10 protein-coding genes and 1 tRNA gene are annotated in these 19799 nt (G+C 47.8%); 10 read left to right on the top strand and 1 reads right to left on the bottom strand.

The window, feature by feature from the left end; all coding sequences use genetic code 11:
* Positions 1-2: 2 nt before the first annotated feature.
* From IX315_RS03200 to IX315_RS03155, 10 genes are all read left to right on the top strand, one after another.
* Positions 3-491, top strand: a complete 489-nt coding sequence (locus IX315_RS03200) for an HU family DNA-binding protein (protein ID WP_134849721.1) — start codon at positions 3-5, stop codon at positions 489-491.
* A 326-nt stretch (positions 492-817) separates the two neighbouring features.
* Positions 818-2371, top strand: coding sequence for a PL29 family lyase N-terminal domain-containing protein (locus IX315_RS03195; protein ID WP_211837151.1), 1554 nt, complete (start codon positions 818-820; stop codon positions 2369-2371).
* 8 nt (positions 2372-2379) lie between these two features.
* Positions 2380-3999: a PL29 family lyase N-terminal domain-containing protein gene (locus tag IX315_RS03190; RefSeq protein ID WP_167620624.1), complete on the top strand. Its 1620-nt coding sequence runs from the start codon at positions 2380-2382 to the stop codon at positions 3997-3999.
* 16 nt (positions 4000-4015) lie between these two features.
* On the top strand, positions 4016-5650 hold the full coding sequence (locus IX315_RS03185; protein WP_211837150.1) for a PL29 family lyase N-terminal domain-containing protein: 1635 nt from the start codon (positions 4016-4018) through the stop codon (positions 5648-5650).
* 586 nt (positions 5651-6236) lie between these two features.
* Entirely contained in the window at positions 6237-9464 is a 3228-nt protein-coding gene (locus tag IX315_RS03180; RefSeq protein WP_244973077.1) for a SusC/RagA family TonB-linked outer membrane protein, read from the top strand.
* A gap of 18 nt (positions 9465-9482) precedes the next feature.
* Entirely contained in the window at positions 9483-11054 is a 1572-nt protein-coding gene (locus tag IX315_RS03175) for a RagB/SusD family nutrient uptake outer membrane protein (protein ID WP_211837149.1), read from the top strand.
* Positions 11055-11245: 191 nt separating this feature from the next.
* Entirely contained in the window at positions 11246-13468 is a 2223-nt protein-coding gene (locus tag IX315_RS03170) for a heavy metal translocating P-type ATPase (protein ID WP_211837148.1), read from the top strand.
* A gap of 144 nt (positions 13469-13612) precedes the next feature.
* The gene (locus IX315_RS03165; RefSeq protein WP_211837147.1) at positions 13613-15361 is read left to right on the top strand and encodes a phospho-sugar mutase; all 1749 of its coding nucleotides are present in this window, start codon (positions 13613-13615) and stop codon (positions 15359-15361) included.
* A gap of 79 nt (positions 15362-15440) precedes the next feature.
* Positions 15441-17225, top strand: a complete 1785-nt coding sequence (locus IX315_RS03160) for a DNA topoisomerase 3 (RefSeq protein ID WP_134849218.1) — start codon at positions 15441-15443, stop codon at positions 17223-17225.
* A gap of 63 nt (positions 17226-17288) precedes the next feature.
* Positions 17289-18983, top strand: coding sequence for a tetratricopeptide repeat protein (locus IX315_RS03155; RefSeq protein WP_211837146.1), 1695 nt, complete (start codon positions 17289-17291; stop codon positions 18981-18983).
* Positions 18984-19182: 199 nt separating this feature from the next.
* Here IX315_RS03155 and IX315_RS03150 read toward each other — a convergent pair.
* A tRNA-Ala gene (locus IX315_RS03150) sits at positions 19183-19259 on the bottom strand.
* Positions 19260-19799 lie beyond the last annotated feature (540 nt).

Below are 19799 nucleotides of genomic sequence, written 5' to 3'. Positions count from 1 at the left end.
CTATGGCTTTGATTTACAATGTTTATGAGAGAGCAAACAAGATGCCTAACGCCAAGATGCCCCGTGTGGCTGTGGCGTACAACCGTCAGATACGCCAGATAACCACCAAGGAGCTGGCGGAGGATATCGCAGACCGTTGTACCGTGCACCGCGCAGATGTCAACGCTGTATTGGATGCCCTATCGTTATCTGCCACTCAGTTTCTACTGAATGGTTTTGGGGTAAAGCTCGGAGAGCTCGGTAGCTTCTCTATGAGGATTCGTTGCAAGGCGGCACCTTCGATTGCGGAGTTCAAGCCCGAGATGATCACTGGTGCTAGGGTGTACTACAAGCCAAGTGCGGAGATCCTTACTAAGGTGAAGGCGAATGGATATGTCCAAGCTAGTACACTTGTCGACACCAGCAAGAATGCGAAGACGACTATCCCAGGTAAGACTGAGGAAACAGGTGGCAAGTCTGATACAGGTAGTTCTACTGACGACAATATTTAATTTTGTTCGACCAGATGTGTGATAGAGGGTGTGCCCAAGCTAAGCTGGGCACACCCTCTTCGCTTATTGTCACTGCCGTCTTTCTTGTGTTTTCTTAAAAATTTATTTAATATGCTAATCCCGCTTCTGTAGCGCTGTATTTTGTTGAATCTGATTTTTAACAATAAAAATCATACACTAATAAAATATTTTTGTGTATGTTTGCCGTCGAGGTCTTTTAGATCTAACTAAAATGAAATTAGTGTGACTGTTTTTTTTAACCTGTGAAATTAATGCAAATTATGAGAAAAGTAAGGTGGTACTTGTACCCATTAATGATCTTATTTATGCTATCATCCTGTACCAACTTGGATGAGGTCAATGGCAGAGTAAACGATCATGAAAAACGCATCAAGGCTCTCGAGCAATTGGTGAAGCAAGGCAACGACAACACGGCTGCTCTGCAGGCGCTGCTGGTAAAGGTTGGTCAGCAAAATACGATTAGTAGCTATGAGCCTCTAAAGGATGGTTCTGGCTATGTACTCACCATGTCGGATGGTAGTAAAATTACGCTGAAGAATGGCAAGGATGCGCTGGTACCTGCCATAGGTGTCAAGGAGGACAATGGAGTCTTCTATTGGACACTCAACGACAACTATCTTTTAGATGCCGCCGGCAATAGAGTCATAGCTAAGGGAAGTGATGGCAAGGCTGGCGTCACTCCTAAACTGCGAATCAATAGGAAGAAGCAATGGGAGGTAAGCTACGACAATGGTGCTAACTGGACGCCTGTGCTGGATGAGGAGGGCAAGCCTGTATTGGCTGTAGGTTCGTCGGACAATACCAATCTCTCTATCGAGAGCGATGACACCTATGTGATCATCGTGTACAATGGTAAGACCTACAAGATTCCTCACTCAGGGATGGCTAAGCCTACCAGTATTACGCTAACACCAAAGGAAATGGTGCTGGAGGTAGGTGCTACTATGTCTTTCACTCTTAAGTTTGAGCCAGCCAATACAACCAATAAGGAGGTGACTTGGACATCGGACAACGAGAAGATAGTTACCGTAAAGGATGGCGTAGTCACTGCGCATGCCGTAGGTACCGCTATCATCTCTGTGGTATCCAAAGCCGATGTCAAGGTGCGAGCTACCGCTACAGTACGTGTAAGGGGTGCAGCACAGAAGTTGGCTCTAGAATACGTTACTGAGTATAATGTCAATCCCGAGGGGAATGGCTTTGTAAAGACTCATCTAGGGAAGAGTAGTGGCTACTATACATGGGATGAGGCTATGGAGCGCTTCAGCCGAGAAAAGAACTTTAAGGTCAATAATGTAGGCTACCACTTGCCAAGCTACGAAGAGTGGTGCTCTATTATCCCTAAGGAGTATGTCTACCTTGGGATGCCCAACTCGGACAGACTAGACAGCAAGGAAACCGTTAGTATCGGCGGTCAGATTCAGGAACTTACATGCGACTATAGGTTTCTAGGACAGGGTATAGCCTATGCCATTAGATTCAAAGATAGTAACTCCCAAAAGAGTGCTTGGCGCTACCAGTTTAAGGATAACCCAGCTGGAGCAGGAGAGAAAATGCTCGAAATTACCGTACGATCACTCGTGGGAGTGAAAACACCTATCAAGCTAGACGATATTTCTAAGGAGAGTTACTGGCAAAATAACAATAGCAATGACATTGTACGTCGCTTTCCTGCTGCGGGTTACCTCAACAGAGTAATTGACAGTTATTTATTCTACAACGAATACGGTCATTATTGGTCTAGTAGTGAGGAGGGTAATTTAGCGAAGTTTATGATTTTTAGTGACTTTTTCTCCTATTCTGACTATGCTCATATAAAGAGTTTTTGTATCACAGTAAGATTATTTACCAATAACTAATGCGAATTATGAAGAATATCAGGAATTTCATGCTATGGTTCATCCCTCTCTTTCTAATTGGGGGGTGTACTAACCTAGACTCTATCTATAAGAGTCTTGATGACCATGAGCGCAGGCTCAATGAGTTGGACAAGGTAGTCAAGGTGGTCAACGACGACGTCCAAAGGATCCAGAAACTGATAGATGCCGAAAAGACGAAGGTGAAGATCGTAGGCTATCGAAAGGCTGCCGACGGGAAGGGGTATATCCTCACCATGAGCGACGGCACCACTATGATTATCGGCAATACCAAGGATGGGACAACCCCTGTCGTAGGTGTGAAGCGCTATAGCGATGGTGTCCTATATTGGACTATCAATGGAGAGTTTATGACGGATGCCGATGGCAAGATGATTGTAGCCGAAGGGCAGGATGGCGAGGCTGGTGCTACGCCAATGCTACAGGTGAATGCCGATGGTTTTTGGGAGGTAAGCCTCGACGGAGGTAAAACCTATACCCTTATCCTCGATGATCAAGGACAGCCTATCCCAGCAAAGGGCGAAACGCCTAAGGTAGACTTTTCTATCGAGGAGACCGATGATAGCATCATCATCCACTACAACGGCAATACATTTGTGCTCCCTAAGAGCGATACCATTCCGATCGTTGGTATTAGCTTCGACCCAGCTACTTACACGCTAGCTCCGGGCAAGACACTTACACTCAAGCCTATCCTCAATCCAGCCAACACTACCGAGAAGGAGATGGTATGGAAGAGCAGTAGTGATGCTATCGCTACAGTGAGCCAAGAGGGTGTAGTCACGGGTGTTGCCGTCGGTAAGGTAACCATCACCGCTACCTCCAAGCGTGGCGACGTGAGGGGCGAAGCCATTGTTGTGGTACAGTCGGGTGTTGTTTCCCAAGCTAAGCTTCCTATTGAGTTTGTAGCTGAGTACAATATGAACGATGCAGGTACAGGGTTCGTAACCTCTCATGCCAATAACAAAAGTGGCTACTTCGACTGGGATCATGCTATGAAGCTCTATAAGAAGGAAGCTAGGTTTAAGCTTGAGGGTCAGGGGTACTACCTCCCGTCCATGTATGAGTGGTCAGCAGTGATCCCATTTAGGAATGTCTACTTTATCGAGAAGGATGATGTCTTAGACCAGAATGAGACCTTCGAATTCCAAGGCAAGACAAGAAGCCTCAGGGGCGATTATAAGTTCCCCGGCAATAACGTAGCCTATGCTATTCGCTTCAAAGGTGATGGCGATCTTATCCGCAGTGCTTACCGATTTGAGTACACTGCGAACCCCGACGGCGTAGGGAAGGCGCTCATCATTACTGCCCGCTACCTAGGACCAGAGCAGACCGGTGTAACTATCGAAGATATCGCGAAGTCGGAGTATTGGTCTACTGATAATGATCAAAATATCGTGCGAGTATTCCCTTGTGCTGGATATAAGTTATTTGACAGCGGAGAGATACAGACTGCAAATGTATGGGGAAGTTATTGGGCAAGTACGGAGCATGATTGGGAGATGGCTCGTCGCGTGCTAATTGGTCCAAGAGATGCATCTTCAAATGATGGAGCAAAGAAGATAGATAGCCGTTCTATACGACTTTTTAAGATAGAATTTAGTAACTAAATCTACACAAAACAATATGAAAAAGCTAATATCACTACTATTTATCATACCTCTTCTATTCGCTTCCTGCGTGAACCTAGACGAGGTAAATGAACGCCTCAATAAGCATGAGGAGAGAATTAAAGGGCTAGAGACGCTTGTGAGCAATGCTAACAACTCTATCGCTACACTTCAGAAGCTCATAGATGCTGAGGCAGGCAAACTCTCTGTCGTAAGTTACCAGCCCCTCGAAGATGGTTCGGGGTACGTGCTTACCATGTCGGACGGCTCTAAGCTCACCCTCAAAAATGGGGGCGATGGCGTAATGCCTAATATAAGTGTCGTAGAGAAGGATGGTGTGCTCTATTGGGCTATCAATGGTGAGATCCTTAAGGATGCAGATGGGAAGCCCATCCAAGCAAAGGGCAAGGATGGTGCTCCTGGCGTGACCCCTAAGATTAGGGTGAATCGTAATGGCGAATGGGAGATGAGTACCGACGGTGGTAAGACATGGCAAAAGATTTTGGATAAAGATGGCAAGCCAGTGAAGGCGGTCGGCTCCGATGCTAAGATTGACCTCAATATCACTGAGACAGAAGACACCATCACCATCAAGTGGAATGGCAAGACCTTTGTCATTGCTAAAAAGGGTAAGGTCGCAGTCAAGAGTATATCCGTCGAGCCTGTCACCGTACAGCTCAAGCCTAATGGCACTGTCACCCTTAAGGCAGTCGTACTTCCTGAAAACGCTACAGATAAGTCAATAAAATGGACTTCTGATAAGACCGAAGTAGCAATCGTAGATGGTCATGGCGTAGTAACGGCTGTAGCCGCTGGTACCGCTATCATCACAGCTACCACTAATGATGGCGCGCAGAAAGCTACTTGTACGATCATGGTTAAGAAAAGCAGTTCAACAGGCCCCAAGTTGGCTATAGAGTATGTAGCAGACTACAATATTAATAGTGAGGGGATAGGTTTTGTCACTAGCCATAGTAACTCCATATCAGGGCTTTTTAATTATAGAAAGGCTATGGAAAAGTTTGGTGTTGGCAAGGGGTTCATGGTCAACGGTATTGGCTACCACCTCCCCTCCATTGAGGAATTTAGGGGCATCGTTCCAGATTATAGAAGCAATGGAGTTAAATTCGATGAGCAAATAAGTAGCAAAGATGTTTCTGAGGAGATTGAGATTGCTGGCACAAAAAAGACTTACAAGGCAGACTATATTTCAACAGGAGACGGCGTCGCTTACGGACTACGCTTCAAGAGTGATGATGCGAGTCAAAAAAGTGCCTGGAGGTATGAGTACGTAGATAACCCTTTGTTGCCTGGAACAAAAAAGGCTCCTCAGAAGATGCTTCGAATTACGGTGCGTCGCCTAGGAGGAACAAATGAGGAGCTTACTGTAGAGACAATTGCTGATCCAAAGTGGTGGGCTAATAATAATGATGAAGACATTGTGAAAATCTTTCCCGCTTCAGGTTTCTTCTATTATGCAGATGATGAAAAGAGGACCAATGCAGGGAAGAATGGTTACTTCTGGTCATCTACAGAGTATAATTCTGGCACCTCAAGGGCTATGGATTTCTCTTCAGGAGGAGCTTATACGTGCTACTACTGGAATAGTAAGTCTTATCGCTATTCGGTTCGTCTATTCTCTGACGAGTAATATTAGATATTGTTTGTTTAAACAATCGGATGGTGAGTGGGGTAAGCCTCTTAGTGAGGCTACTCCACTCACTTTTTTGTGCGCTCTCTTAAGTCCCCAAACCTATAGACTATGTTTTAGCCAATTTTAATTGTGCTAGCGCTCTTTTTGTCTCGCCTGAGCAACCAAATTTATTCCTAGAGATAAATAAATTTATTTGTACAGATAAATAAATTTATTCCTAGGAATAAATTTCGCTGATATAGGGTATCAGTGGAACCGTATTAGCTATCCCAATCATAGGAGAGATATAAGCCCCCAAACCCCCTCTAGCCCCCCAACCCCCTAAAGGGGGCTTCCCCATTGCTCATCTAGCTGCCTGACGTTCAAGCCCCCTTTAGGGGGTTTGGGGGCTACGGTAAGGTAAATTCTAGTTTTCTTTGGCGTATGAGTGGCGAACTCAAAAAATTAGTATATATTTGTGGTCGCAACGATTTTAATCAATACATTTTAACAGTAGGCGGCACTTAGCACTACTCTACACTATTTATTGCGGTATATAGAGGAAGAGCGTGCCATCTACAATTTAACTAACTAACGTTTAAGTATGAAACAAAAGATTCTGATGCTTATCACTTTCCTACTTATCGGAGTAGGGACTGCGCTAGGGCAGACGATTACAGCAAAGGGGCGAGTTGTCGATGAAAATGGCGACGGAGCTATCTCTGCTACCGTTCGCCTGAAGAGCGATGCTAAGAAAGGCACCTTCACCGACATGGATGGTAACTTCTCGCTAGAGGCTAAGCAAGGTGAGATCATCATCATCTCCTATGTCGGGTACAAAGAGGTGGAGGTAGCAGCTAAGGCAGCTATGGGTACTATCAAGCTTACACCCGACTCTGAGGTGCTTGACGATGTTGTCGTAGTGGCTTATGGTACCGTGAAGAAGCAATCGCTCGTCGGTGCTCAGGCCTCTGTCTCAGCTAGGCAGATAGAGAAGCGCCCAATCACCAACGTGTCTAACGCACTAGCGGCAGCCGCACCAGGTGTGCAGACCATCACTTCTTCCGGACAGCCAGGTTCTTCTACCTCTATCCGTATTCGTGGTTTTGGTTCGGCAAATGCCTCTTCAGCGCCTCTATTTGTAGTTGATGGATCAGTTTATAATGGTAATATCTCGGATATCGCTACTCAGGATATCCAGAGCGTGAGTATCCTTAAGGATGCGGCTTCCACAGCTCTTTATGGATCGAGTGCAGGTAATGGTGTTATCCTTATCACTACTAAGAATGGGTCTCGTGCCGACAAGGGCAAGCCTAGCTTTACTTTCACGACTAATGTAGGTGGTAGTGTAAAGGGTGCAGCCAACTACGAGACCGTTAATGCAATGCAGTACGCTCCTCTCCTATGGCAGCAGTGGTTCAATGAGTATAAGTACACGAAAGGGATGCCAACAGAATTAGCTGCACAATGGGCTAATTACTATCTGATGGATGATATGAAGTACCAGCCCTATGCCGGAGTAAAGACTTACCTTAAGTATGAGAAGGATCATTTTGTTACTACTAATGATGGTGCATCTGCCGATGCACCATTACTCGTAATGCCTAATGGCACCCTAAACCCAGAGATTACAGGTCTTCTTTGGGCGGATGATACCAATTGGGAGAAAGCATTTTTTCGTACAGGTCTACGCCAGGAGTATGTACTTAGTGGGGGGCTTAATACCGAGAAGATGAGGAGCTTCATTTCTTTGGGTTACCTCAGTGAGGAGGGTTATAAGAAGTACACTTCTATGAACCGCTTCTCAGCTCGTGCAAATCTTTCTTATGATATCACCAAATGGCTTACAGTAGGTTCTAATATCTCTATTACCAAGGGACACAGCGAGTCTCCCAAAGTAAGTGGTAGTGCTGCCTCTAATCCATTCTCTTGGGCAAATAGAATTGCTCCTATCTACCCTATCTATCGCCACAATGCGGACGGATCATTTGTGCTAGATGGAAATGGGGCGAAGGTATTTGATTATAGCTTGGGTAGACCTTATGCAGACCGATTCAATCCTGCCTATGAGCAGATGATTGATAAGTCTTACAGTGACCGTGATGCAATTACCACTCGTACTACTGCAGCTGTTAAGCTATATGATGGACTAACTTTCCGTACCAACCTCGGCTATGATTTGCTAAACTACAAGTCTAAGAGCCGCTACAATAATATCATGGGTAACCAACCTCAGGGTAATCTCAAGATCGGTAATAGCAGGTATACGACTGTGACTTTCAACCAGATTCTTGAGTACAACAAGATTTGGGGCGACCATCACCTCAATACCATACTTGGTCATGAGGCTTATATGTATATGAAAGAGTCATTTAGTGCTGAGAAGGAGAAGATGGCTATCTTGGGCATGGACGAGATGAGCAACTTAGCTAACATGAGTGATATTAGTTCTTCTTCTAGCAACTATCGCAAGGAAGGTTACTTCGGTCGTATCAATTACGACTATAGTGATCGTTACAATGTCTCTCTATCTTACCGCTACGATGGCTCTTCAGTATTTGCACCTAATAAGCGTTGGGGTCACTTCTGGTCTGTAGGTGCGGGTTGGAATATTGCCAATGAGAAGTTCATGACAAGCACTAAGGATTGGCTAGATATTCTGAAGCTAAGAGCTTCAATCGGTCAGACTGGTAATGATGCCATCAGTACCTACTATGCATATCAAACACTATTCGGCTTCGGTTCTAATAACTACGATGATATCGGTTTCCGTGTATCCAACCTTGGTAATATGGATCTAATATGGGAGAAGCAGACCGCTTATGACTTGGCTCTAGAGTTTAGTGTCTTTAGGAAACTAAGAGGTACCATAGAGTTCTTCAATAAGGAGTCAGATGATCTTCTATTCGAATTCCCACTACCAGCATCTACTGGTGTTGGTTCTATGGACATGAACCTTGGTAAGATTCGTAACTATGGTCTGGAGTTTGACCTTAACTACAATATCCTACGCACTAACGATTGGGATTGGAGTGTATCTCTCAATGGTACTGCTTACAAGAACCTTATCGTAAGACTGCCAGAGGAGAATAGAGAAGACGGTATAGAGCAGGGTACCAAGAAGTGGATGGAAGGTAAGAGCATGTACGACTTCTATCTTAACGAGTTTATTGGTGTAGATCCTGATGACGGACTTGCTATCTATCGCCTAGACCCAGAGCAGGCAGGCGAATTGGCTGATCCTAAGAACCCAGACTTTATCGGTATGGCAAAGGAGGGCGATAAGGCTACTTGGACTAAGAATGGTAAGTACGTTAAGAAACACTATGCAGGCTCTGTAATTCCAGATCTCTATGGTGGTTTCTCTACAGAACTAAGCTATAAGAACTTAGACTTCTCTGTCCTCTTCGCATACCAGCTAGGTGGAAAGGTATACGATTCAGCTTATCAGGAACTTATGGGTCGTCGACTCAGTGCAGGACGAACCTTCCACGTAGATATGCTCAATGCTTGGAAACAACCTGGAGACACTAGTAATATCCCTCGCCTTGATTCTACGAGTACCAACTATGATAATCTTACTTCTGACCGCTACTTGATTTCTGGTAGCAGCTTGATGCTTAAGAATATCAGCCTAGGCTATACACTGCCAAAGAGCTTCGTAAATAAGCTCGATTTGAAGAGCGCTCGTATCGGTATCTCAGCTGAGAACCTATTCCTATGGAGCAAGAGAAAGGGTCTCAATCCTATGTCGGGCTACTCTGGAATTTCTTCAAATACATCTTATGACTATGCTAAAGTATTTAGTGCTAGCCTAAGTATCTCATTTTAATTAGCAATACAGGTAATTATGAAAAAGAAAATTATAGGATTATTGTCTCTCCTCATATTAGCTGGAGCTGCAGCAGGATGCCGTAAAGATTTCCTGAATACTGAGCCATCCTCTTCTCTATCAGATAAGAGACTCGCTCAGAGCAAAGAGGGTATCACAGGAGTGACGAATGGTATCCACAACATGTTTTACATGTATAGCTTTGGTCAGGGCTTTGGCAACGGTGCTCTATCGCTGAGTACACAGTTGGACTTCTTGGGTAATACTGTTGTTAATTCTCTGCCCGCTATTTACATGAATAATTATCGCTGGACTGAACACAGAGACCCTCATGGGACACTCCCCTACTATGCATGGGACTATCACTACACTGTGATTCAGCACTGTAATACTTTGCTCAAAATGACGGCAGAAGATAGCAAAACTATTGAGTCTAAAACACTTCAGGCACTACGTGGTGAAGCTAAGGTAGTTAGAGCTTATTGCTATAATGTGCTTACTTCTCTTTTTGGTCAGAGATATGTTCCTGGGACCTCTAACGATACTCCAGGTGTTATCCTACGACTTCTCCCAACTATCGATCCTATGCCTAGAGCTAGTGTAGCAGAGTGCTATGCTCAGATTGTCAAGGATATTGAGGAAGGTATTTCAGACCTAGAGAAAGGCACTCCTCAGACCAAGAAGAATCGTATTACGATCCCAACGGCTTATGGTATTGCTGCTCGTATTTATCTGATGATGCAGGACTATGCTAAGGCTGAAGCATATGCTGGAAAGGCAATCCAAACATTCAAGGGTAAGCTACAGTCAGGCCAAGCGCTTCTAGACGACTTCAATAATCTTGATGCTACCGAGTGGATGTGGGGCTATACCCAAGCAACGGATCAAAATAATTATTATGCTGGTTATGCTGCCCACTATTCTTATAACTTCAATAGTAACAAAGTAAGTTCGTTGAGGTTTGCCGTTAATCGTTCTTATTACGATAAGATGGGCGAAAAGGATGTGCGTCGTAAGTGGTTCGTTGCCCTTGACCGAGGCGATAAGATCCCAGCTACTGGTTCAGCCAACTACTTTAAGGGTGGTACAAAGAAGCCAAATTGGGAAACTACTGGTCAGTGCATTAAGTTTGGAGTGAAGACGCTCGGTTTCACCTTTATGGATCATGTGATGATGCGCCTAGGTGAAATGTACTACATCAAGGCTGAAGCACAGGCTCGCCAAGGAAAGGTAGCAGAGGCTGCTGCTACTCTCAATACAGTGATGAAGTCTCGTGACCCAGAGTATGTAGCTGATACTAAGTTGTCAGCCGAGGATCTAGCGAAAGAGATTATGCGTAATAAGAGGATCGATATGTATTTTGAAGGTCAGGAGTTCTTCGATATCAAGCGCCTTGGTGAGGTGCCTAATCGTCTAGCTGCGGGCAATGATAAATATATGACTGAAGTTGCGGCTGCAAAGTTTAGAGATCGTAACTCTGGTAAGAATGCTGAGGCTATGCCTAAGGATGCCAATGATAAGGTATGGCAATTCTTGATCCCTTACCAGGAATTGAAGGGTAATAAGCTCTGTAAGCAAAACCCACAGTAAGGGCTAATAGAAGCGTTTTACATATAAGGAGGTGTGCCGAAAGGTGCACCTCCTTTTTTGGTACTCTCAGTAGGGGGAGGGCAAACAAATAGTGGGGAAAGGAGGTTTATTATAAGGAGGAGACCTTGAGCCCCAACACCAATAGGCTAGGGGGGAGTCCCTCGCATGGATACTATACTAATCGTAAAGAGATGGAAAAAAAGATATTCACCGTGACGGGCATGAGCTGTGCTGGTTGTGTCGCAGCTGTCCAATCCCAACTCAACAAAGCTAAAGGCGTATCGAATGCAGAGGTGCACCTCCTAGAGGGGCGCACGGTAATCACCTACGACGAGCGCAAGACCTCGCCCGAGCAGTTGCGTGACGAGGTACGAAGCCTTGGCTACGATATGCTCATAGAGGAGCGCACCGAGGTGCGGGAGGCACTGAGGACCGAGCGGGAGCGTGCCGAGCTTTCGCATGTCCGCACCAGGCTCATTGTCACCGTGCTTCTTACCATTGTTATGATGGCGGTGTCGCACCTAGGGGTGCCCGAGCGCCTCACACACTTGGTGATGCTCATCCTTGCCACCGTCATTATGTTTTACTCCGCTGGGGGCTACCACAAGCGGGCGCTCAAGCAGCTCACCCACCTCACATTCAGCATGGATACCCTCATCAGTATGAGCGTAAGTGTTGCCTACTTCTTCAGCCTTATTCGCTACACCATCTTGGGCACTATAGAGGAGGGTGGTCTCTTTGGTAATAGTTACTTCGATGTCGTGGGCATGGTTATGAGCTTTGTATTGCTGGGTAAGTATATAGAAGAGCGTGCCAAGTACAAGACCAATGACGCACTCCGCAATCTTATGGCATTGACCCCCGAGACGGCACTGGTACGAAGGGGCGATGAGTGGGTAGAGCTTCATGTGGACGAGATACAGATAGGCGATTATATCCGCCTGCGCAAGGGCGACCGAGTACCTGTAGATGGGCTTCTCCAGGAGCATGGGACCTTCGACGAAAGTAGTATCACAGGCGAACCTCTGCCAGTGAACAAAGAGAGCGGTAGTGAGGTCTTCTCTGGTACCGTATCGGTAGGAGCAGTCACCACCCTACAAGCTACCAAGGTGGGTAGTGCCACTCTCCTAGGGCGCATTATAGATGCCGTACGACAGGCACAAGCCTCCAAGGCCCCTATCCAGCGTATTGCGGATAAGGTGTCGGGCGTATTTGTCCCCTTTATCCTTGCTATCGCACTATTTACCCTCGTGGCGTGGGGCGTGGGTGGCATAGAGCAGCCTTGGCTCCACGGTATCTACTTCGCCATCAGCGTGCTCTGTATCGCCTGCCCTTGTGCACTCGGACTGGCTACCCCTACTGCCATTACTGTGGCTATGGGCAAAGCCTCAAAGGAAGGCTTGCTCATACGCGATGCCGTGGCGCTCGAACGCCTTGCGAAGGTCTCCGATATCGTCTACGATAAGACCGGTACCCTCACGGAGGGTACTTCCGAAGTGATTGCCTATGCTGGCGATATGAGCCAAGAGCAAGAGGCGCTCCTCGTGCGTGCGGAACTGCAGTCTAGTCATCCCCTTGCAGCCGCTATCCTCTCGAGGTTCAGTATGATGCAGCATACTGCTGAGCCACAGCATGTGGAGGAAGTGGCGGGCGTAGGGCTTCGCTTTGAATACCAAGGTGACTCCTATTTTGTGGGTAATAAGCGCCCTGCTACCCTCCCCGAAGCACACCCTCTCGAGGAGGCGCACCCCCTTGCCACCTTTGTGTACTACACCAAGGGCGAACAGCTCCTTGCGCTCCTCGTAGTGGAGGATAAGGTGCGCCCCGATAGTAGGGAAGCCTTGCAACAGTTGCACCGAGAGACTGGTGCTACCATCCATCTCCTTTCTGGCGACCGACTCGAACGGGCTCAAGCCCTTGGCCAGGAGCTAGGTATTGCTGAGGTGCGTGGCGGACTATCCCCACTGGATAAGAAAAGCTACATCGAGGCACTTCAGCAGCAAGGCAAGGTGGTAGCCATGGTAGGCGATGGTATCAACGATTCGCCCGCGCTTGCCACTGCCGACCTCAGTATCGCCATGAGTAGCGGTAGCGATATCGCCAATAGCGTCTCCCAAGTTACTGTTATAGGCGGTTCGCCCTATGCTCTAGAGCGCGCCATACGGTTGTCTCGCAAGACCGTGCGAATTATTCACCAAAACTTCTTCTGGGCATTTGTGTACAACCTCCTAGCCGTACCTATTGCCGCAGGAGTCTTCTATCCCAACCTATTTGTGAGCCCTATGATTGCCGCTGCTGCCATGGCGTTTAGCTCGGTCTGCGTCGTGCTCAATTCCCTCCGCCTTCAAAACTCCTCTAGCCCCCAAACCCCCTATCTAGCCCCTCAGCCCCCCAACCCCCTAAAGGGGGCTTGAACCTCAGGTAGCTAGATGAGCAATGGGGAAGCCCCCTTTAGGGGGTTGGGGGGGCTGAGGGGCTAGGTAGGGGGGTAGGTTTCCTATTTTTTTGTAAGTTTGCATATCACAGATGGATAACGTATATACACTAAAAATAAAGGTATGGCGACAGAAGATTTATTGAAAACGATTAGGGCAAAGGCTGAGAATTGGACTACCTCTCAGTATGATGAGGCAACTCGCCAAGAGGTGCAGGCGCTTCTGGATAATTCGGATACGACACAGTTGGTAGATGCATTTTACAAGGATCTAGAGTTCGGTACAGGTGGTCTGCGTGGTATCATGGGGGCTGGTACCAACCGCATGAATAGGTACACCGTGGGCACAGCAGCCCAAGGGCTTGCCAATTATCTGCTCAAGGAGTTTGGCTCTGAACAGGAGATTAAGGTGGTGATTGGCTATGACTGCCGCCACCACAGTTCGGAATTCTCTCGTATGGTGGCAGGCATCTTCGCCGCCAATGGTATCAAGGTGTATCTCTTCGAGGCACTCCGCCCCACGCCTATGGTATCGTATGCCATCCGTACCCTAGGTTGCCAGAGTGGTGTGATGCTTACGGCTTCGCACAATCCTAAGGAGTACAATGGCTTCAAGGCCTATTGGAGCGATGGCGCTCAGATGATTGCGCCACACGATCGTAATGTTATTTCGGAGGTCAATGCGATTCGTTCGGTAGACGAAATCAAGTTCGATGGTCCTGCAGAGCTGATTACGATGCTCGGTAAGGATATGGACGATAAGTTTATCTCCGATGCGCTTGCTAAGCGTCTCTCCCCTGAGGTTATCAAGCGCCAGAGTCAACTCAAGATAGTCTTCACCCCACTACATGGTACCAGTGGTCAGGTATTACCACGCACCCTTAAGGAGGCTGGTTTCGAGAATGTCCACCCTGTAGAGGCGCAGATGCTCGTGAGTGGAGACTTCCCTACCGTGGTTTCTCCTAACCCCGAGGATCCTGCTGCCCTCAAGATGGCGATAGACCAAGCGAAGGCTATCGATGCCGATATTGTGATGGCAACAGACCCTGATGGCGACCGTATAGGTACCGCAGTAAAGGATAAAGAAGGCAATTGGGTGCTACTCAATGGTAATCAGACTTGTCTGCTCTACGCCTACTATGCGATAGAGAAGCGCCGTGAGTCAGACAACCTCAAGCCTAACCAGTACTTGGTCAAGACGATTGTGACCACTGACCTCATCGCTGCTATTGCTAAGCGCAATAATATCGAGCTCTACGATACTTACACTGGTTTCAAGTGGATAGCCGATGTTATCCGTAAGAATGAGGGCAAGAAAGAGTACCTCGGTGGAGGAGAGGAGAGCTATGGTTACCTGTGGAGCGACTTCGTACGCGATAAGTGCTCGGTAACCGCTTGCCTTATCTTCGCAGAGATAGCTGCATGGGCTAAGGACAAGGGGCAGAGTGTCTACGAGCTCCTAGAGAAGATCTACCTACAGTACGGTTACTCACTAGAGCAAAATGTGTCGGTCGTCCGCCCAGGTAAGAGTGGTGCAGAGGAGATAGAGCAGATGATGCGTGACTTCCGTCAGAACCCACCTGCCAAGCTAGCTGGTTCGAATGTAGTGGAGATTCTCGACTATGCTACACTAGAGGGCAAGCTACTAGAGAGTGGCGATACCTATACACTAGATATGCCTACCACGAGCAATGTCCTCCAGTACCGTTGTGCCGATGGCACCAAGCTATCTATCCGCCCTTCTGGTACGGAGCCTAAGATTAAGTTCTACATTGAGGTACACTCCGAGCCAAAGACCCTTGAGGAGCTTGATGCTGCTCGGGTGAAGAGCGCAGAGCGTGTACAGCAGATCCGCACTCAATTGGGTATCTGATATTCAATAGGACTAAGGGCGGCAAGGACACTAATGGTCTGTGTCCTTGCCGTCCTTAGTGTCTTTGTAGAAGAGTAGAATGATTCTCTGTATCTGTGAGAAACCCTCCGTTGCCCGTGATATAGGGGCGGTGATAGGGGCGAATGTACAGCGTCAAGGTTATCTCGAGGGCAATGGCTTTTGGGTCACTTGGACGTATGGACACTTCTGTACACTTAAGGAACCAGGTGACTATTACCCCCATTGGCAGCAGTGGAGCTTGGTACACTTGCCCATGATACCGGAGCGCTTTGGTATCAAGGTAATGGAGGATAGTGGGGTACAACAGCAGTTCGGGGTCATCAAGCAACTGGTAAGCCAAGCTACAGAGGTGATCAATTGCGGCGATGCAGGGCAGGAGGGAGAGCTCATCCAGCGCTGGGTACTACAGATGGCGGAGTGTAGGGTGCCGGTAAAGCGCTTGTGGCTATCGTCGATGACCAATGAAGCCATTGTGAAAGCCTTTCAGGAGCTTAAACCCGAGAGCGAGTACGTCAACCTCTACCACGCAGGGCTTGCTCGCGCTATCGGCGACTGGGTGCTGGGGATCAATGCTACCCGTCTGTATACCCTCAAGTACCGAAAAAGCGGTGAGCGTAGGGTGCTCTCCGTAGGGCGTGTGCAGACCCCCACGCTTGCGCTACTCGTGGATCGGTTCGAGGAGATTCGCGACTTCGTGCCCGAACCTTATTGGGAGATTAAGACGCTCTATAGGGAGGTGCTATTCGCTTCCACCAAAGGTCGCTATAGCACCGAGGCAGAGGCCAATGAGGTAATTGCGAAGATAGCCTCAGAGGAGCTCACCATCACCAAGATAACCAAGAAGAATGGTAAAGAGGGTGCGCCTAGGCTCTTCGACCTTACGAGCCTACAGATAGAGGCGAATAAGAAGTTTGGTCTTACCGCTGAGCAAACTCTCGCAATCGTGCAGACGCTGTACGAACAGAAGCTGGTCACTTATCCTCGTGTAGATACCACCTATCTGCCCGATGATGTCTACGACAATTGCTTGCCTACGGTGCAGCAGCTCTATCCCGCCTATGCCCAGCAGTGCAGTCCGCTTCTCCAAGGGGGCAAGCTACGTAAGCTCAAGAAGTACTTCGATAGCTCCAAGGTGACCGACCACCATGCGATTATTCCTACAGGGATGCTCCCAAGATTCCTCGACCAATCGCACGGACAGATATACAATATGATTGTCCTCCGCTTTCTCGCTATCTTCTACCCCGACATGGAGTACGAGCAGACCACGGTCTTGGCAGACGTGGCTGGGATAGAGTTTAAGGCGACAGGTAGAGTCGTGACCGCCGAAGGGTGGAAGGCTCTCTACCAAAATCAGGAAGAGGAGCGTGAGGAGGAGGGAGAGCCCTCCGACAAGCAGGTGATGCCTACTTTCGCCAAAGGAGAGCATGGTCCGCATAAGCCCGATCTCCTGACCAAAGAGACCCATCCGCCTAAGCAGTATACCGAGGCCACCCTCCTCAATGCCATGGAGACGGCAGGAAAGATGGTGGATAGTGAGGAGCTGAGGGAAGCTATGAAGAGCAAGGGGATTGGACGACCTTCCACCCGAGCCGCTATCATCGAGATACTCTTCAAGCGCGGCTACATAGAGCGCAAGGGGAAAAGTGTCATACCCACTGACTTGGGTATAGACTTGATTCACACCATCACCAATGAACAGCTCAAGAGTGTAGAGCTTACGGGAGAGTGGGAGTATAAGCTCCGATTGATAGATCAGGGCGAGTATCAGCCCGGTCAGTTCCTCTCCGAGCTCAAGCAAATGGTCTATGAGCTAGTGCAAGAGGTAATCAGGGCTTCCTGAGCCCATGAAAATATGTATCTTTGTGCTTCAGAATATTATTCACTATTATAAATTATTGATTATATGAAGGTCAAACATCTCGTATTTGGTGCGCTATTTGTTGCTTTCGTGGCGCTGATAAGCTCTTGTGCGGGTAAGCTCAAACCGCTGGAGGCTCGCCAAGTAGTGGTCGATCCACAGCCACTTGTACTACAGGGCGGTCGTGTGCCGGTAACGATTACCATCACTTTCCCAGCTAAGTGGTTCAATAAGAACGCTGAGCTACGCGTGACGCCAGTCCTCAAGTATGCAAGGAGCGAGGCTTGGGGTACTACCTACAACTTCCAAGGAGAGAAGCTCCGAGGCAATGCTACGACGATTGCTTATAGCACTCCTACGACCGTTACAGTGTACTCCGACTTTAAGTATAAGCCAGAGATGTCCGAAAGCGAGCTAGTGCTCCTCTTCGATGCACGTATCAATGGTAAGCAAGTGGCGCTCCCCGTGCTCAAGATTGGCGAGGGCGTGATTGCCACCGAGGCACTCGCTAGCGCAGAATTTGCTACCCCAGCGATTGCCCCAGATATCTTCCAGAGGATTATCAAGGAGAAGTACGATGCCGATATCCACTTCCTTATCCAGCAGGCTAATGTACGTAGCTCGGAGCTCAACTCTGCCGATGTGCGTGAGTGGAAAGATATCGTAGAGAGTGCCGATATGACGCCTAACCAAAAGGTGGATGTGGAGGTGCAAGCCTATGCTTCGCCCGATGGCGGTCGTGAGCTGAATGAAAAGCTCTCTGCTCAGCGCGAAAAGAATACCTCCGCACAGATTGCCCGCGACCTGAAGCGTGCCAAAGCGGATGTGCCTATGAGTGCATACTATACCGCTCAGGATTGGGAGGGTTTCCAAAAGCTCGTGGAGCAGTCCAACATCCAGGATAAAGAGCTTATCCTCTCGGTGCTTTCTATGTACAAAGACCCTGAGACTCGCGAGCGCGAGATCAAGAATATCTCTTCTGTATTCAGCCAGTTGGCAGATGATATTCTGCCTAGGCTACGTCGTTCACGCCTTATCGCCAATGTAGAGATTATCGGCAAGAGCGACGACGAGATTATGAACCTATCTCAGAATAATCCAAGTAAGCTCAATGTGGAAGAGCTCCTCTACTCCGCAACCCTTACGGATAAGGTGGCAGAGAAGAGTCGTATCTATACCCAAGCTACAGCTCAGTTCCCTAGCGATGCCCGTGCGTATAACAACCTCGGTGTGCTGAGCTATCAGGCAGGTGACTACGATACCGCTAAGAGCTACTTCGATAAGGCAGCATCCATCAGCAAGCTTCCTGAGGTGAAGATGAACCTCGGGCTACTACAGCTTCTTGATGGCAAGCTCGCAGAGGCAGAGACCCTTATCGGTCAGGCAACCAATGTGCCAGAGCTGGGCGAGACAATGGGTTTGGTGTACATGCAGCAGGGTAAGTATGCCGAGGCAGCTAAGGCACTGTACGATGTGGCTACCAATAATGGTGTATTGGCTCAGATCCTCAATAAGGACTACAGCCGTGCATCAGATCTGTTCGAACTCATCGATCACAAAGATGCCACCAGCTATTACCTACAGGCACTCATCGGCGCACGTACGTCGCAACCCGCTATGATGGCTGAGGCTATCCGCAAGTCTGTACAGCTCAATCCTAGCATGGCAGCCCGTTTCCTCAAGGATAGGGAGTTTGCCCGTTTCGCTAGTCAGAGCTTCTTCCAGAGCGCTCTCAAGTAAGCCGAGGTACATACATAGCTAGATAAGAGAGGCTGGCGTAGGTTAGATAGACCTATGCCAGCCTCTCTTATCTATATTATCTATAAAAGGAAGATGTCGTATTATACGGAAAAAATGAACGCTCCGAACCTGTCTCAGGTTCGAAGCCTTCTGGAAAATCAATGATCTTAAACTAGTGTTCTTAGAGATAAAATTTAGTTGGTGGAGAATACCGGACTCGAACCGGTCGCCTCGACAATGCCATTGTCGCGCTCTAGCCAGATGAGCTAATTCCCCATGTCTGTTGCAAACCTAAATAAATTCTTTCAGATGACCAATACATATTCTCAAATTAGGACAAAAATAGTTTGAAATCGGTATTATAGCACAATCGATAGGCTAAAGTGCCATTTCCATGGTCTCCTTTATGACTATGCGCTGAAATTTAAGTGCCCTTACGATGATGATAGAGCATAAGGGACGGGGGAAAGGCCTTAGGTCATGGAGCTTATGCTTACACGCTATGACTCATATCTTGTTGCCAAAGGGAGCACTCACCGAATTACATCATCGCCTTTGTCCACTACTTGAGTAGCCAAGCGGGCTCGCCGTCGTAGGCAGTGCTACGACGGCGAGCACCCAAATTTATCTCTAGGAATAAAAATATTTATTCCTAGAGATAAATATTTTTATTTGTACAGATAAATAAATTTATTCCTAGGAATAAATTTGGCTGCTTGCGCTCGTCACGGATCCCATGATGGGGAGGAGCGACAACGAGAAGGTAGCCCATAGGCAAGGGATAAGCCCCCCAAACCCCCTAAAGGGGGATTGAAC

Origin of the sequence: Porphyromonas levii (genome assembly GCF_018206105.1) — a bacterium.
Taxonomy (GTDB): Bacteria; Bacteroidota; Bacteroidia; order Bacteroidales; family Porphyromonadaceae; genus Porphyromonas_A; species Porphyromonas_A levii.
This window is presented reverse-complemented; position numbering and strand designations above follow the sequence as displayed.

Coding starts and splice junctions, on each gene's coding strand:
- IX315_RS03160 (WP_134849218.1), top strand. CDS start 15,441: ATGATTCTCTGTATCTGTGAGAAACCCTCCGTTGCCCGTGATATAGGG.
- IX315_RS03175 (WP_211837149.1), top strand. CDS start 9,483: ATGAAAAAGAAAATTATAGGATTATTGTCTCTCCTCATATTAGCTGGA.
- IX315_RS03165 (WP_211837147.1), top strand. CDS start 13,613: ATGGCGACAGAAGATTTATTGAAAACGATTAGGGCAAAGGCTGAGAAT.
- IX315_RS03195 (WP_211837151.1), top strand. CDS start 818: ATGCTATCATCCTGTACCAACTTGGATGAGGTCAATGGCAGAGTAAAC.
- IX315_RS03200 (WP_134849721.1), top strand. CDS start 3: ATGGCTTTGATTTACAATGTTTATGAGAGAGCAAACAAGATGCCTAAC.
- IX315_RS03190 (WP_167620624.1), top strand. CDS start 2,380: ATGAAGAATATCAGGAATTTCATGCTATGGTTCATCCCTCTCTTTCTA.
- IX315_RS03180 (WP_244973077.1), top strand. CDS start 6,237: ATGAAACAAAAGATTCTGATGCTTATCACTTTCCTACTTATCGGAGTA.
- IX315_RS03170 (WP_211837148.1), top strand. CDS start 11,246: ATGGAAAAAAAGATATTCACCGTGACGGGCATGAGCTGTGCTGGTTGT.
- IX315_RS03185 (WP_211837150.1), top strand. CDS start 4,016: ATGAAAAAGCTAATATCACTACTATTTATCATACCTCTTCTATTCGCT.
- IX315_RS03155 (WP_211837146.1), top strand. CDS start 17,289: ATGAAGGTCAAACATCTCGTATTTGGTGCGCTATTTGTTGCTTTCGTG.